The sequence below is a fragment of the Achromobacter sp. genome (genome assembly GCF_049647645.1).
Classification (GTDB): Bacteria; Pseudomonadota; Gammaproteobacteria; order Burkholderiales; family Burkholderiaceae_B; genus Achromobacter.
Genome location: NZ_JBARYB010000074.1, coordinates 63,411 through 77,732 on the forward strand (window position 1 = coordinate 63,411; position 14,322 = coordinate 77,732).

Below are 14,322 nucleotides of genomic sequence, written 5' to 3' on the forward strand. Positions count from 1 at the left end.
CAATATCGAGTTTCTCGGGAAATCCGGAAATCTCCCCGCGGCCCTCTCGTTGCCGAGAGGGAGTTAGTCACAGCGTTCTGACCGTCCAGGCGCCATCCTGCAGCGCCAGCTCGCGATCGCAAACGAATTCGTCCTGATCCTGCTCGTGACCGGGCAATACCTGAACGACAATTTCCCCCGACCGGCGCAGGCGGCGCACCGCCTCGGTCAGGGCGGGGGCTTGCCCCCAGGGCGCACGAACCGCACGCGCCCTTTCCGCCGGCGGTAAACCCGCCGCCAACTTGCGTAAATCAAGACTGAAGCCGGTGGCGGGACGGGCCCGGCCAAACGCACGGCTGACATCGTCATAGCGGCCACCACTGACCAGCGCATCGCGCCAGCCTTCGGCATACAGCGCGAACTTCACGCCCGAATGGTAGCCATAGCCGCCCACGTCGGCCAGGTCCACGCCAAACTCTACATTGGGCATGGCATCCACCACCAACTGCAGCGCGTCCAGCGCCACCACCACGCCCGGCAACAAGGGCAACTCGCGGCGCGCTTCCTTCAGCACTTCCGGCCCGCCGTACAGCTTGGGCAGCAATTGCAGGGCCTTCAGGGTCTCTGCACGCAGGCCAGGAGCCCGCTCGGCCAATTCGCCCAGTCCCGGGACGTCCTTCTCGCGCATCAACAGAATGACGTCTTGCGACAAGGCCGCCGCTGCCGGATCCGACTCCAGGATGGCGCGCAGCACGCCCGGATGGCACAGATCCAGCCTCGGGTTGCGCACGCCGGCGATCGCCACCGTTTCCAGCACCAGCTGGATAATTTCCAGGTCGGCCTCGAAACCAGCATGGCCGTAGATCTCGGCGCCGATCTGCAGCAGCTCGCGGCTGGACAGCAGGTCCGCCGGGCGGGCATGCAGCACGTTGCCGCAATAGCACAGGCGGGTAACGCCCGCGCGGTTCAACAAGTGCGCGTCGATGCGCGTGACCTGAGGAGTCATGTCCGCGCGCACGCCCAGCGTGCGCCCCGACAATTGGTCGACCAGCTTACAGGTGCGCAGATCCAGATCGCTGCCAGTGCCGGACAGCAATGAATCGATGTATTCGACCAGGGGCGGCGCGACCAACTCGAAACCGTAAGTGCGATACAGATCGAGAAGTTCGCGGCGCAATTCCTCGATGCGCCGGGCCTCTGCCGGAAGTACGTCGGCAAGGCTCTCGGGCAGCAACCAGTTACCCATGAATGTTTACCTGAATAACGCCAAGTGATGCGTGGGCGTCGCCCAAACGAAAAAGCGGCTGAGGGGGCGTAAGCCCGCTCAGCCGCTGCGGAATGTTTTCTAGCTTACGGGGTATTGTACATGGTTCAGCGACAAGCGCCACCCAGCCTGCACCGGGCAGGAAACTGTCCCTCATTGCGCAGCGACGAGCTCGCCGCCGCATCCGACAGTAAAAAGCCCCTTGGAAATCCAAGGGGCTTTTTTGTTCCGCGTTACCGCGGCCGCATCACTTGGCCGGCACGGTGACCGGCGCCAGCGCGTCGCCGGTGGGGTCCTTCATGAACTGGAAGAAGCTGGAGCTGGGGTCGACGACCAGCACGTCGCCCGGCTTCGAGAACGAAGCGCGATAGGCTTCCAGGCTCTTGTAGTACGTGTAGAACTGCGGGTTCTTGCCGTAGGCCTGCGAATAGATCGCGGCGGCGGCGGCATCGCCCTCGCCCATGATGCCCTGGGCCTTGGCATACGCCTGGGCCACGATCACTTCGCGCTGGCGGTCGGCTTCGGCGCGGATCTTTTCGCCTTCGGCGGCACCGATGGAACGCAGTTCGTTGGCGACGCGCGTACGCTCCGCTTCCATGCGGCGATACACCGATTCCGAAATTTCCGGCGCGAACTCGATGCGGCGCAGACGCACGTCGACGATCTGCACGCCCAAGGGCTCGGCACGCTTGGCGACGTTGGTCAGGATCTCGGCCATGATCTTGTCGCGTTCGGTCGAAACCACGTCGCGCACCGTGCGCACGTTGACCGAGGCGTTCAGCGCGTCGCGGATCAGCGCCTGCAGGCGCTCCTGCGCCACGCGCTCGTTGCCGCCGGTGGACACGTAGTACTGGCGCGGATCCAGAATGCGCCACTTGACGTACGAATCGATCAGCAGGTTCTTCTTTTCGGAAGTCTGGATGCGTTCGGCTTCGTTGGTTTCGATGGTCAGAATGCGCTTGTCGAGCGTCACGACATTCTGGAACGGAGGCGGCGCCTTGAAGTAGAGGCCAGGTTCGCTGATGGTCTTGCGCACTTCACCCAGCGAGAACACCAGGGCATAGTCGCGCTCGCGCACGACGAAGACGCAAGAAGAAAGGGCAGCCAGCACAATGAGCAGGCCGACCAGGATAGGCATGAGACGTTGCATGATCAGGACTCCTCCGGGTTAGCGCGACGTACGGTCGCGGGGCAGCGTGTTGCTATTGCTGCTGCCGGAAGACTGAGGCACCGGCGCGGCGCTGCCGCGCGCCGGCGACTGGGCGGGCGGGCTGGCCAGCGTGGGCGAACCCGAACCGGCGACACCGGACTTGCTGGCGTCCTGAGCGGCCAGATGCATGATCTTGTCCAAGGGCAGATACAGCATGTTGTTGTTGCTCTTGGTGTCGACCATGACCTTGCTGGCGCGCGTGAAGATCTCCTGCATGCTCTCCAGATACATGCGCTGGCGCATGACCGCCGGCGACTTCTCGTATTCGCCGAGGATGCTGGTGAAGCGCGAGGTATTACCCTGGGCATCGCCAACGACCTTGGCCTTGTAGCCTTCGGCCTGTTCGGTCATGCGGGAAGCCTGGCCACTGGCCAGCGGCACGACCTGGTTGGCGTAGGCCTGGCCTTCGTTGATCTGGCGCTCGCGGTCCTGGCCTGCCTTGACGGCGTCGTCGAACGCGGCCTGCACCTGCTCGGGCGGCTGCACGTTCTGGATGGCGACGGTACTGACCTGCACGCCGGACTGATAGCGGTCCAGGATCTGCTGCATCAGGGTCTGCACTTGCGTGGCCACCGTGGTGCGACCTTCGTAGAGCACGAAGTCCATCGACTGCTTGCCCACGACTTCGCGCATGGCCGTTTCAGAGGCCTGGCGGACGGATTCATCCGGATCGCGCGTCTTGAAGAGGTAATCGGGCGCGCCGTCGGCACGCAGGCGATACTGGACGACGAACTGCATATCGACGATGTTCTCGTCCGTCGTGAGCATCAGCGCTTCGGGCAAAACCTTGTTGCGCGCACCGCCACGGAAGCCGACCTCGAACGTGCGCAGCTGCGACACGTTGACCATTTCCTGGCTCTGGATGGGATACGGCATGCGCCATTGGAAACCGGCTTGCGACGTCGACTTGTATTTGCCGAACTGTGTCACAACCGCGACCTGGCCTTCCTGCACGATGTAGAAACCGCTGGCCAGCCATATGCCGGCCGCGACCAGGGCGATCACCCCCAGGCCGATGCGCGCGCCACGCGGCGACGGCGGCGTCATGCCGCCACGGTTGCCAGGGCGGTTATTGCCGCCCCCGCCCTTGCGCCCGAACAGCGATCCGATGCGATTGTTGAAATCGCGCCAGACCTCGTCCAGGTCGGGAGGGCCGTCTCCGCTGCCTTGAGGCCGCTTGGGCGGCGGCTCGGAGCCATTGTTGTTCCCACGACCCCAGCCGGGGTCATTCAGATTGAAGAGTTTGATAATTCGCGGCATTGTTTCCCACAATCTGTCCGGTTTCCGCAATTGCCCCGCGCAACGCATCCAAACCGGCGCGCTCGGTGGCGCTTACAAATACTCGCGCAATCGTACCATGTGCATCGCGTTCCACCCGCGGTTCCAATCCGGCCAGATCTATCTTGTTGTAGACGAGAATGGTGGGAATCGAAGCCGCGCCGATTTCGGCCAGAACCTTGTTGACCTCGAAAATCTGCTCGTCGCGTTGCGGGCTGGCGGCATCGACCACATGCAGCAACAGGTCGGCATGCACGGTTTCTTCCAGGGTGGCGCGAAACGCCGCGATCAGGCCGTGAGGCAGGTCGCGGATGAACCCGACCGTGTCGGACACCACCACCGAACCCGCCGCTTCGATCCAGATACGGCGCGTGGTCGTATCCAGGGTGGCGAACAGCTGGTCAGCGGCATAGCTGTCGGCGCGCGTCAGGGCATTGAACAAGGTGGACTTGCCGGCGTTGGTATAGCCGACCAGCGACACCGACAGCGCGCCGCCGCGGGCGCGCGCCCGACGCTGGGTCACGCGCTGGCGTTCGACCTTGTCCAGCCGTTCGCGCAGCACCTTGACCTTGGCGCCGATGATGCGCCGGTCCATTTCGAGCTGGGCCTCACCCGGCCCGCGCATGCCGATACCGCCGCGCTGCCGTTCCAGGTGGCTCCACATGCGGGTCAAGCGCGTGGCCAGATGCTGCAGTTGCGCCAGTTCGACCTGCAACTTGCCTTCATGGCTCTTCGCACGCAGCGCGAAGATGTCGAGGATGAGCGCGACGCGGTCCACCACGCGCAGGTTGAAGGCGCGTTCCAGGTTGCGTTGCTGGGCCGGCGAAAGCGGCTGGTCGAAAAGAACGATGTCGGCCAGCAAGGCCTGGGCCATCGCCACGCCTTCATCGGCCTTGCCTGAACCGATGAAGAACTTGGCGTCGGGCCGGTCGCGCCGAGCCGTCAAAGTGCCGACGACTTCCGCGCCAGCGCCTTTGGCCAGCATGGCGAATTCCTCGGCATGGGCCGCGAAGTCCGGATCTCCCAGGTCCACGCTGATAATCAGAGCGCGCATACATGCACCATATTGGAGCCAAAGCGAAAATGCCCGCCGACGAGGACCGTCCGGCGGGCAATAAAAGGTAAAGCTGGAGCGAGATTATTCAGCAGGGACTTCCACCTGAAAGTTCACGGCGCGCGCAGGAACGACGGTCGAAATGGCATGCTTGTAGACCATTTGCGTGACCGTATTGCGCAGCAGCACCACGTACTGGTCGAAGGATTCGATTTGCCCTTGAAGCTTGATGCCGTTCACCAGGTAGATCGACACGGGCACATGGTCCTTGCGCAGCGTGTTCAGGAACGGATCTTGCAGAGTTTGCCCTTTATTGCTCATTGGCCAGGCTCCATTTGTTTGTTATTGAGTGGTGGCGTACTTCTGTACTGGTGGGGTACGCCGAAACTTGTACTCTACAGGGTTTTCCCGGCCCGTGCTACTTGGCCGGGAAGCAAAAGTGACACCAGAGTTTTCCGACTGGAAAGCTGCCGCCGCTCAAGCCTGCAGGACCTCCGCAAGCACCTTCAGCAGCAGTTCGCTCTGCTCGTCGGTGCCCACGGTAATGCGCAGAAACTGGTCGATGCGTTCATGGCGGAAATGGCGCACGATGATGCTGCGTTCGCGCAAGCTGGCGGCCAGGCCCGCGGCATCCTTGGATGGGTGCCGCGCGAACACGAAATTCGCAGCCGAAGGCAGCACCTCGAAGCCCAGGGATTGCAGGCCCGCCGCCATCCGCGACCGGGTTTCGATCACGGCTTGGCGCGTTCGCTCAAAGTACTCCACGTCTTCCAGCGCCGCCACCGCGCCCGCCGATGCGAGCCGATCGATGGGGTAGGAGTTGAAACTGTTCTTTACACGCTCCAGCCCGTCGATAAGCTCGGCGCTGCCCACGGCGAAACCGACACGCAAACCCGCCAGCGAACGCGACTTGGAGAGCGTCTGCACGACCAGCAGATTGTCGTAGCGGTCCACCAAAGGAATGACGGACTCTCCGCCAAAATCCACATAGGCCTCATCCACCACGACGACCGTGCCGGGGTTGCCGGCCACGATGCGTTCGACCTCTGCCGCGCTGAGGGCGCGGCCGGTGGGGGCATTGGGATTCGGGAAGATGATGGCGCCCGCCTGCCCCTTGCCGCCAGGCAGATAGTCCTCGACCGCTATCCTGAGATCGGACGTCAGCGGCACCGTTTCGTAGTGGATGCCGTACAGGCCGCAATAGACCGGATAGAAGCTGTAGGTAATGTCCGGAAAGCGCAGCGGGCGCTCATGCTTGAGCAGCGCCAGGAAAACATGCGCCAGCACCTCGTCGGAACCGTTGCCCACGAAAACCTGCCCCGGCTGCACGCCGACCGTGCCGGCAATGGCTTGCCGCAGACGGTCGGACGACGGGTCCGGATAGAGCTTCAGCGTGTCATCACAGGCCGAGCGGATCGCGTCGAGCACCCGGGGCGACGGACCGTATGGATGCTCGTTGGTGTTCAACTTGACCAGATTCTGAAGCTTGGGCTGCTCGCCCGGCACATACGGACTGAGCGTCCCGACCACGGGACTCCAGAAGCGGCTCATGGATCAGCTTTCCTGCGCGTAGGGGTTATGCGAAGACTTGAACTCGATGCGCAGCGGCGTGCCGGCCAGGTCGAACGCGTTGCGGAAGCGCGTCTCCAGATAGCGGCGGTAGGAATCCGGGATGGCATCCAGCGCGTTGCCGTGGATGACGACCAGCGGCGGGTTTTGCCCGCCCTGGTGCGCATAGCGCATCTTCGGACGGAATATGCCCTTGCGGGGCGGCTGCTGCTGCTCGACGGCAGTCTGCAGCTCGCGCGTCAGCTTGGGCGTGGACAGCTTGGCGAACGCTGCCGCATGCGCCGCGTTGATGGACTTGAGCAGCGGCTTCACGCCCTGCCCGCGCAAGGCCGAAATGGTGTGCATCCGCGCGAACGACAGGAAACGCAGCTTGCGCTGGAACTCGCGTTCGATGCGTTCCTTGGCTTCGCCGTCCAGGCCATCCCATTTGTTGATGGCCACGACCACGGCGCGCCCCGTTTCCAGCACGAAGCCGGCTATGTGGGCGTCCTGTTCGGAGATTTCGGTTTGCGCGTCCAGCATCAACAGCACCACGTTGCTGGCCTCGATGGCCTGCAGCGTCTTGATGACGGAGAACTTCTCGACCGCCTCGAACACCTTGCCGCGCTTGCGCAGGCCCGCGGTATCGATCAGCGTATAGCGACGGCCGTCGCGCTCGAAATCGATTTCGATGGCGTCGCGGGTCGTGCCCGGCATGTCGAACGCGATCACGCGCTCTTCGCCCATCAAGGTGTTGATGAGCGTGGACTTGCCCACGTTCGGACGGCCGACGATGGCCAGCTTGATGCGGTGGTCGTGCTCGCCCTCTTCGGGCGCTTCTTCTTCCGCGGGCGGCTCGACCAGGTCCTGCAGGGCCAGTTCGATCAGGTCGACGATGCCGTCGCCGTGCGCCGCCGAGATGGGATAGGGCTGCCCCAGTCCGAGCTCATGGAACTCGGAAATGGCCGCACCCGCGCCCATGCCTTCCGCCTTGTTCACCGCCAGCAGCACGCGCTGCTGGCCAGACTTGCGCAGCAACTGGGCGATTTCGTGGTCGTGGGCATTGATGCCCGCCCGGGCATCCACCAGGAACACCACAACGTCGGCCTCGGCGATGGCCTGCCGGGTCTGGCGAGCCATCTCCAGCAGGATGCCATCCTTGGCGACAGGTTCGAAACCACCGGTATCGATGGCGATGAAGGGGATCTCGCCTACCCTGCCCTCGCCGTAATGGCGATCGCGGGTCAGGCCGGAATAATCGGCCACCAGCGCGGCGCGCGATCGCGTCAGGCGGTTGAATAGGGTCGACTTCCCAACGTTGGGACGGCCGACCAGGGCGACGACAGGCTTGAAAGACACGGTGTAAGGCTTTGTTCTATAGGTTTTAGTTGGCGCCGATCAGGACGAGATTGCCATTGCCCGTCTGGATCAGCACTCCCTGGGAAGTGGTCTGCGGCGGCGAAACCACGGGACCACCGCCCACCGACAGGCGAGCCATCAGGCTGCCGTCGCTGCGCGACAGGAAATGCACGTAGCCATCCAGGTCGCCCACTGCCAGCGCGCCACCCAGCATAGCCGGAGCGGTGACCTGGCGGTTCTTCAGCGCTGCCTGCTTCCAGACATTGCCGCCATTATCCAGTGCAAACGCGTTGACCACGCTATTCTGATCCGCTGCATAGGCGAAACGTTCGTCCAGCGCCAGGCCGCTGACGCTGGAGAAGTCCTTGGCCCACAGCGGACGGCCGCCGGCCGTGACGTCAAAGCACACGATACGCCCCTGGTAGGCCACGCCGCAAAGCAGATTACCCGCGATGCGAGGCGCGCCGACTACGTCAGTCAGGCGTTCCAGGTCGCTGGCTCCGCGCGGCGTCGCCACGGTGCCTTCCCATTGCACGTTACCACTGTTGGACGCGATAGCCATCAGCTTGCCGCCCGGCAGGCCGGTAATGACCAGGCCTTCGGCCAGGACCATCTGCGACACGCTGCGCAAGGCCAGCGAGGGGCCCGGGCGCTGCACGTTCCAGACGCGTTCGCCGTTGTTGGCGTCGAAGGCCTGGATGCGATAGTCGCCGCTGCGCACGACGACGATGCCGTAGCCCACGACGGGCGGAATGTTCACGTCACTGGTGGCGCGGACTTTCCACTTCACCTTGCCGGTGTCGTCGAAGGCAATGACGTCGCCATTCGGCGTGGCCACGGCGGTGGTGGTGCCGTCGCTGCCGGCGCCGGCGGATAATTTGCCGTCGGCCTTGGCCTTCCAGATGGCACGACCGCTCTGCAGGTCGAACTTGCCGACCGAGCCGTCAGGCGTGGCGGCGTAGACGGCGTCACCCAGCACGGTGGGCGCGAAGCCCAATCCCGAGCCGCTGCCGACCGAGACGCTCCAGACTTGGCGCACGGACATGCCGGCCTTGTATTCCGTCAGGGGTGCGGGATCGTAGCGGCCGTCATCATGGGAAAACATGCCGCATCCGCCCAGGGCGAGCAAACCCGCCAGGCAAACGGCGCCACGCCACGTACGACCAGGTGCAAATTTACGCATTACAGTCACGCTCCGCTCAGGGCATCCAGTTTCAGTTGCACAACCTGGGTCAGGGGATTTGCCGTGCCCAAGCCATCAATGGCGCTTTGCCAAGCAGCGCGCGCTTCCTCGCGCTTGCCTTGCGCGGCGAGGACATCGCCGCGGCGATCCGCGAACAGCGCCGCGAAGGCTGCCGGCGGATTGTTCAGTTGCGCCAAGGCCGCATCGTATTGCTTCTGGTCCAGCAGCATTCCGGCCAGGCGCAGACGCGCCACGGCCTGCATGGACGGGTTCTTGCCCTGGGCGGCCAGCCATTCCAGCTGCTCGCGGGCGCCTGCGTCATCCTTCTGGGCCTGCAGCGCCTGAGCCGCCACCAGCGCGCCGCGCGTGGCGTAGCCCGTGGACGGATACTGCTCGCGCAGCGTGGCTGCGGCGGTCTTGATGCGCACCGACGAGTCGGCCCCACCCAGGCGGGCCGCGTCTTCGAGCGCTTCGAAGTAACCCATGGCCTGGTTGGCGCGGTGCGATTGATAGGCCTTCCAGCCCCACCAGCCGCCCCAGGCCAGCGCAACAGCCGCCACCAGCGTGACCACCAAGGTGCCGTAGCGCGCCCACCACGCCTTGATCGCGTCGAGTTTTTCCTGTTCTTCCAGATCGTATGCCATGCATTAACCCTTGTTATTCAATACGTCGGCCAATCCCGCCAACGGGACTTGCTGCTGCGCGGCTTCGCCCTGCGCGTCGGCGCGCAGGAATTTGACGCTCGCGGTCTGCGCGGCCACTTCGTCGGCGCCAAGAATAACCGCAACCCGGGCGCCGCTGGCGTCGGCGCGTTTGAATTGCGACTTGAAGCTTGCGGACCCCGCATGCACGATGACCGACAGGCCGGCATCGCGCAGGTCTTCGCCGACCCGGGCGGCCAGGCGCTGCGCCTCTTCGCCCTGATGCACGATGTAGACGTCGCACTCGACGGGTTGTTCGACCTGCACGCTCTGCTCCCAGAGATCGAGCAGGCGTTCCATGCCGATCGCGAAGCCCACCGCGGGAGCGGGCTTGCCGCCCAGCAATTCGATCAGGCCGTCGTAACGGCCGCCGCCGCAAACGGTGCCCTGGGAACCGAGGCGGTCGGTGACCCACTCGAACACCGTGAGGTTGTAGTAGTCCAGCCCGCGCACCAGGCGCGGATTCAGGCGGTACTCGATGCCGGCGTCGGCCAGGCGCTGGCACACGCCATCGAAGTGCGCGCGCGATTCCTCGCCCAGGAAGTCGAACAGGCGCGGCGCGCTGTCGGCCATTTCCTGCATGGCGGGGTTCTTGGTGTCCAGGACGCGCAGCGGATTGCTGTACAGGCGGCGCTGGCCGTCTTCGTCGAGGATATCGCGGTGCTTTTCCAGGTGCTCGATCAGGGCGGCGCGGTGCGCAGCGCGTTCGGCCGGCTGGCCCAGCGAGTTCAGTTCCAGGCGCACGTCGGTCAGGCCCAGCAGCTTCCACAGGCGCGCCAGCATGACGATAAGTTCGGCGTCCACGTCGGGACCGGCAAAGCCCAGGGCCTCGACGTCGATCTGGTGGAACTGGCGGTAGCGGCCGCGTTGCGGGCGCTCGTGGCGGAAGACGGGGCCGATGGAATAGACGCGCTGCGGACGGTCATAGAGCATGTTGTGCTCGATGGACGCGCGCACGATGCCGGCCGTCATTTCAGGGCGCATGGTCAGCGATTCGCCGTTGAGCGCATCGGTGAAGGTGTACATCTCTTTTTCGACGATGTCGGTCACTTCGCCGATGCCGCGCGCGAACAGGCGCGTATGCTCAAGCACAGGCGTACGCACATTGCGATAGCCGTAGCCGCGCAGCCAGCCGCGCACGATTTCCTCGAATTGCTCCCAGCGGGCGCTTGCCCCCGGCAACAGATCATTCATGCCGCGTATGGCGGCGACTTTCTGGAAAGCTTGAGTCATCTTGATCATGCCGCATCGCGCGCCGGCAAGCGCGCTAGCGGCCACACCCTTACTTTAATGAGAGGCAGGCGCGCCATAGCGGCGCGCAACGTAGTCTTCAACGATGGCCTGGAACTCTTCGGCGATATGGTCGCCCTTGAGCGTAACCGTGCGTTCACCGTCCACGAACACAGGCGCGGCCGGCACTTCGCCGGTGCCTGGCAGGCTGATGCCGATATCGGCATGACGGCTTTCGCCCGGCCCGTTGACCACACAGCCCATGACTGCGACGTTCATGCTTTCGACGCCGGGGTAACGGGCGCGCCACAGCGGCATCTGGCGGCGCAGGTAGGTCTGGATGCTATCGGCCAGTTCCTGGAAGAACGTACTGCTGGTACGGCCGCAGCCGGGGCAGGCGACGACCATGGGGGTAAACGCCCGCAAGCCCATGGTCTGCAGGATTTCCTGCGCCACGATGGCCTCGCGGCTGCGATCGCCGCCGGGTTCAGGCGTGAGCGAAATGCGGATAGTGTCGCCGATGCCTTGCTGCATCAGCACGGCCAACGCGGCGGTCGACGCCACGATGCCCTTGCTGCCCATGCCGGCTTCGGTCAGGCCCAGATGCAACGGATAGTCGCAACGCGCGGACAGGTCGCGATACACGGCGATCAGGTCCTGCACATGGCTGACCTTGCAGGACAGGATGATGGCATCGCGCCTCAGGCCGAGTTCTTCGGCGCGCTGCGCATTGCTGATGGCGGACACGACCAGGGCGTCGCGCATCACGGCCTGCGCCTCCCAAGGCTGGGTGCGCAGTTTGTTCTCGTCCATCTTGCGGGCCATCAGCTCGTGATCCAGGCTGCCCCAGTTCACGCCGATGCGCACCGGCTTGTCGTAGCGGCAGGCCACTTCGATCATCTGCGCGAAATTGTCGTCGCGCCGCTTGCCCCCGCCCATGTTGCCCGGGTTGATCCGGTACTTGGACAGCGCTTGCGCGCAGTCGGGGAACTGCGTCAGCAGCTTGTGGCCGTTGTAGTGGAAGTCCCCCACCAGCGGCACGTTGACGCCCATGCGGTCGAGCTGTTCGCGGATGGCGATGACCTCGCGCGCGGCCTCCGGGGTATTCACGGTGATGCGCACAAGCTCGGAGCCGGCCTGGGCCAGCTCCTTGACCTGAATCGCGGTGGCGATGGCGTCCGCCGTGTCGGTATTGGTCATGGACTGGACCACGACCGGAGCGTCGCCGCCGATCTTCACGACGCGATCGCCCCACTTCACCGCCACCGAACGCGTGGCGCGGCGCTCAGCCGCCCCCACGGAGGGAGGCGGGGCATCCTGGCAAGGCAGAGAAGATTCTTGCATCGGTGGAATCGGGTTACTTGGTCGACTTCGGCAGCCAGTCGGACGGCAGCCAGTGCTGCGGCAACCAGCCTTGCCAGAAGGCATACGCCACGCCGGCGGCGAGCACCAGCACGATGGCGATGAGCCAGCCCCAGGAGGTCGAGGACGAACGCTCATCGTCGGCGCTGGACTGGGGAATGGAGTGCGCCGAATGCAAGGCGCCCGGGCTGAGCTTCACCGGACCGGTGACGCGCGCCTTGGGATCCAGCGAATCGACGATGGCCTGAGAATCCGCGCCCAGTAGGCGCGCATAGTTGCGCACCAGGCCGCGCAGCGAAACGCCGGTGGGCAGGTTCGCCCACTGCTCGTTTTCAAGGGCTTCGATCTGCTTCGTGGAAAACTTGATGCGGCTGGACACTTCGTCGAGCGACCAGCCCTTGGACTGGCGTAGCGCGCGCAATGCCGAGCCGACGCTACCCGCGCCTGCGGGCGTTTCTGAAACTGCAGAAGCGAAATCCTGCGTCATGCATGCACCTGTTTAATTGGTATGGTCTGGCGCTGTGCGGCGTTCCGTTCGGTGATCCGGGTACGGTCGCGCACTTCTCCGGCCAGTTGGCCACAAGCCGCATCGATATCGTCGCCCCGGGTCTTGCGGACGGTGGTGATGATGCCTGCGTCCATCAGACGCTGGGCAAACACCTTCACCCGCGCCGAGTTCGAGCGCTTCAGGCCGGACTCGGGAAAGGGGTTGAACGGGATCAGATTGAGCTTGCAGCGCAGCTGGCGTGCAATTTGGATCAGTTCCTTGGCGTGCTGGTCGGTGTCGTTGATGCCGTCCAGCATGCAATATTCAAAAGTGATGAAGTCGCGCGGGGCGAACGCCAGATAGCGTTCGCAAGCAGCCAGCAGCTCCTTCAACGGGTACTTCTTGTTCAGCGGCACCAGCTCGTCACGCAGCGCGTCGTTTGGCGCATGCAGCGAAACGGCCAGCGCCACGGGACAGTCCTGCGACAGCCGGTCCATCATGGGGACCACGCCGGAGGTGGATACCGTGACGCGGCGGCGCGACAGGCCATAGGCATTGTCGTCCAGCATCAGGCGCAAGGCAGGCAGAACCTGGTCGTAGTTGAGCAAGGGTTCGCCCATGCCCATCATGACCACGTTGCTGATGACGCGGGTGTCTTCGGTGGCGCGGGAGCTTGCCAGGCGGGCGGTGCCGATATCGGCCTCCAGCACGCGCTTGGCCCACCACAACTGGCCGATGATCTCGCTGGTCTTCAGGTTGCGGTTGAAGCCTTGGTGCCCGGTCGAGCAGAAGCGGCAATTCACCACGCATCCGGCCTGGCTGGAAATGCATAGCGTGCCGCGATCGTCCTCGGGGATGAAGACGGTCTCGATGGCGTTGCCCTGCCCCACGTCGAACAGCCATTTGCGGGTGCCGTCGGTCGAGCGCTGCTCGATGTTGACGGGCAATGCCTCGATGCGGCAATGCGTCGCAAGCTGGCCGCGGAAATCGCGGGCCAGGTCGGTCATGGCGTCGAACGAATCGGCGCCGCGCTGGTGCATCCAGCGCTGCAACTGGCGAGCCCGAAACGGCTTGCCGCCCCATTTCCCGACTAATTCGGACAGGGCGGAGCCGTCTAGCCCCAGCAGATTGATTCGTTCGACGGTTTCCATGACCTGGGTAACACTAAAAAGCTAGAACAGATGTTCCGCGAGAATCAACGGCTGTGGATGTTGATTTCGGGGAAGAAGAAGGCGATTTCGACAGCAGCCGTTTCCGGAGCGTCCGAGCCGTGCACGGCGTTGGCGTCGATGCTGTCGGCGAAGTCGGCGCGGATGGTGCCCGGCGCAGCCTTCTTGGGGTCCGTGGCGCCCATCAGGTCGCGGTTCTTCAGGATGGCGTCTTCGCCTTCCAGCGCTTGCACGAACACCGGGCCCGAGATCATGAAGTCGACCAGGTCCTTGAAGAAGGGGCGTTCCTTGTGCACGGCGTAGAAACGCTCGGCGTCGGCGCGCGACAGCTGGACCAGGCGGGCAGCGATGACCTTCAGGCCGGCTTGCTCGAAACGGCCGACGATCTGGCCGATGACATTCTTGGCGACGGCGTCGGGCTTGATGATCGAGAGGGTGCGTTGAATGGACATAAGAACTCCGAAAACTGATTTCTAACTGGTTTCTGATGAATTGCCT

14 protein-coding genes are annotated in these 14,322 nt (G+C 64.2%); all 14 read right to left on the reverse strand.

Annotated features, from left to right (window positions below):
* Positions 1–67: 67 nt before the first annotated feature.
* The 14 genes from WBB14_RS08880 to ndk all read right to left on the reverse strand — a co-directional run bounded on the left by WBB14_RS08880 (position 68) and on the right by ndk (position 14,276).
* Positions 68–1,225: an ATP phosphoribosyltransferase regulatory subunit gene (locus tag WBB14_RS08880; protein WP_424239496.1), complete on the reverse strand. Its 1,158-nt coding sequence runs from the start codon at positions 1,223–1,225 to the stop codon at positions 68–70.
* A gap of 265 nt (positions 1,226–1,490) precedes the next feature.
* Positions 1,491–2,393 (reverse strand): protease modulator HflC, encoded by a 903-nt coding sequence (hflC, locus tag WBB14_RS08885; RefSeq protein WP_059378965.1) that lies wholly within the window; start codon positions 2,391–2,393, stop codon positions 1,491–1,493.
* Positions 2,394–2,411: 18 nt separating this feature from the next.
* Complete coding sequence (hflK, locus tag WBB14_RS08890) at positions 2,412–3,713, reverse strand: FtsH protease activity modulator HflK (RefSeq protein ID WP_424239497.1); 1,302 nt, start codon at positions 3,711–3,713, stop codon at positions 2,412–2,414.
* Complete coding sequence (gene hflX, locus WBB14_RS08895; protein WP_424239498.1) at positions 3,679–4,785, reverse strand: GTPase HflX; 1,107 nt, start codon at positions 4,783–4,785, stop codon at positions 3,679–3,681. The genes hflK and hflX overlap by 35 nt, the downstream gene beginning before the upstream one ends.
* Before the next feature lie 84 nt (positions 4,786–4,869).
* Positions 4,870–5,106, reverse strand: a complete 237-nt coding sequence (gene hfq / locus WBB14_RS08900) for an RNA chaperone Hfq (RefSeq protein ID WP_006218585.1) — start codon at positions 5,104–5,106, stop codon at positions 4,870–4,872.
* 156 nt (positions 5,107–5,262) lie between these two features.
* On the reverse strand, positions 5,263–6,336 hold the full coding sequence (gene hisC / locus WBB14_RS08905; RefSeq protein ID WP_424239499.1) for a histidinol-phosphate transaminase: 1,074 nt from the start codon (positions 6,334–6,336) through the stop codon (positions 5,263–5,265).
* A gap of 3 nt (positions 6,337–6,339) precedes the next feature.
* Positions 6,340–7,692: a ribosome biogenesis GTPase Der gene (der, locus tag WBB14_RS08910; protein WP_424239500.1), complete on the reverse strand. Its 1,353-nt coding sequence runs from the start codon at positions 7,690–7,692 to the stop codon at positions 6,340–6,342.
* Positions 7,693–7,717: 25 nt separating this feature from the next.
* Complete coding sequence (gene bamB / locus WBB14_RS08915) at positions 7,718–8,875, reverse strand: outer membrane protein assembly factor BamB (RefSeq protein ID WP_424239501.1); 1,158 nt, start codon at positions 8,873–8,875, stop codon at positions 7,718–7,720.
* Between the two features lie 5 nt (positions 8,876–8,880).
* Positions 8,881–9,519: a YfgM family protein gene (locus WBB14_RS08920; protein ID WP_424239502.1), complete on the reverse strand. Its 639-nt coding sequence runs from the start codon at positions 9,517–9,519 to the stop codon at positions 8,881–8,883.
* Between the two features lie 3 nt (positions 9,520–9,522).
* Entirely contained in the window at positions 9,523–10,809 is a 1,287-nt protein-coding gene (gene hisS, locus WBB14_RS08925; protein WP_424239503.1) for a histidine--tRNA ligase, read from the reverse strand.
* A 54-nt stretch (positions 10,810–10,863) separates the two neighbouring features.
* Positions 10,864–12,150 (reverse strand): flavodoxin-dependent (E)-4-hydroxy-3-methylbut-2-enyl-diphosphate synthase, encoded by a 1,287-nt coding sequence (gene ispG / locus WBB14_RS08930; RefSeq protein ID WP_424239504.1) that lies wholly within the window; start codon positions 12,148–12,150, stop codon positions 10,864–10,866.
* 13 nt (positions 12,151–12,163) lie between these two features.
* Positions 12,164–12,655 carry a helix-turn-helix domain-containing protein gene (locus WBB14_RS08935; RefSeq protein ID WP_424239505.1) on the reverse strand — a complete coding sequence of 164 codons (492 nt, stop codon included), beginning with the start codon at positions 12,653–12,655 and terminating at the stop codon, positions 12,164–12,166.
* Positions 12,652–13,806, reverse strand: coding sequence for a 23S rRNA (adenine(2503)-C(2))-methyltransferase RlmN (rlmN, locus tag WBB14_RS08940; RefSeq protein ID WP_424239506.1), 1,155 nt, complete (start codon positions 13,804–13,806; stop codon positions 12,652–12,654). Before rlmN ends, WBB14_RS08935 begins: the two co-directional genes overlap by 4 nt.
* Positions 13,807–13,850: 44 nt before the next feature.
* Positions 13,851–14,276, reverse strand: a complete 426-nt coding sequence (gene ndk / locus WBB14_RS08945) for a nucleoside-diphosphate kinase (RefSeq protein ID WP_088139578.1) — start codon at positions 14,274–14,276, stop codon at positions 13,851–13,853.
* Positions 14,277–14,322 lie beyond the last annotated feature (46 nt).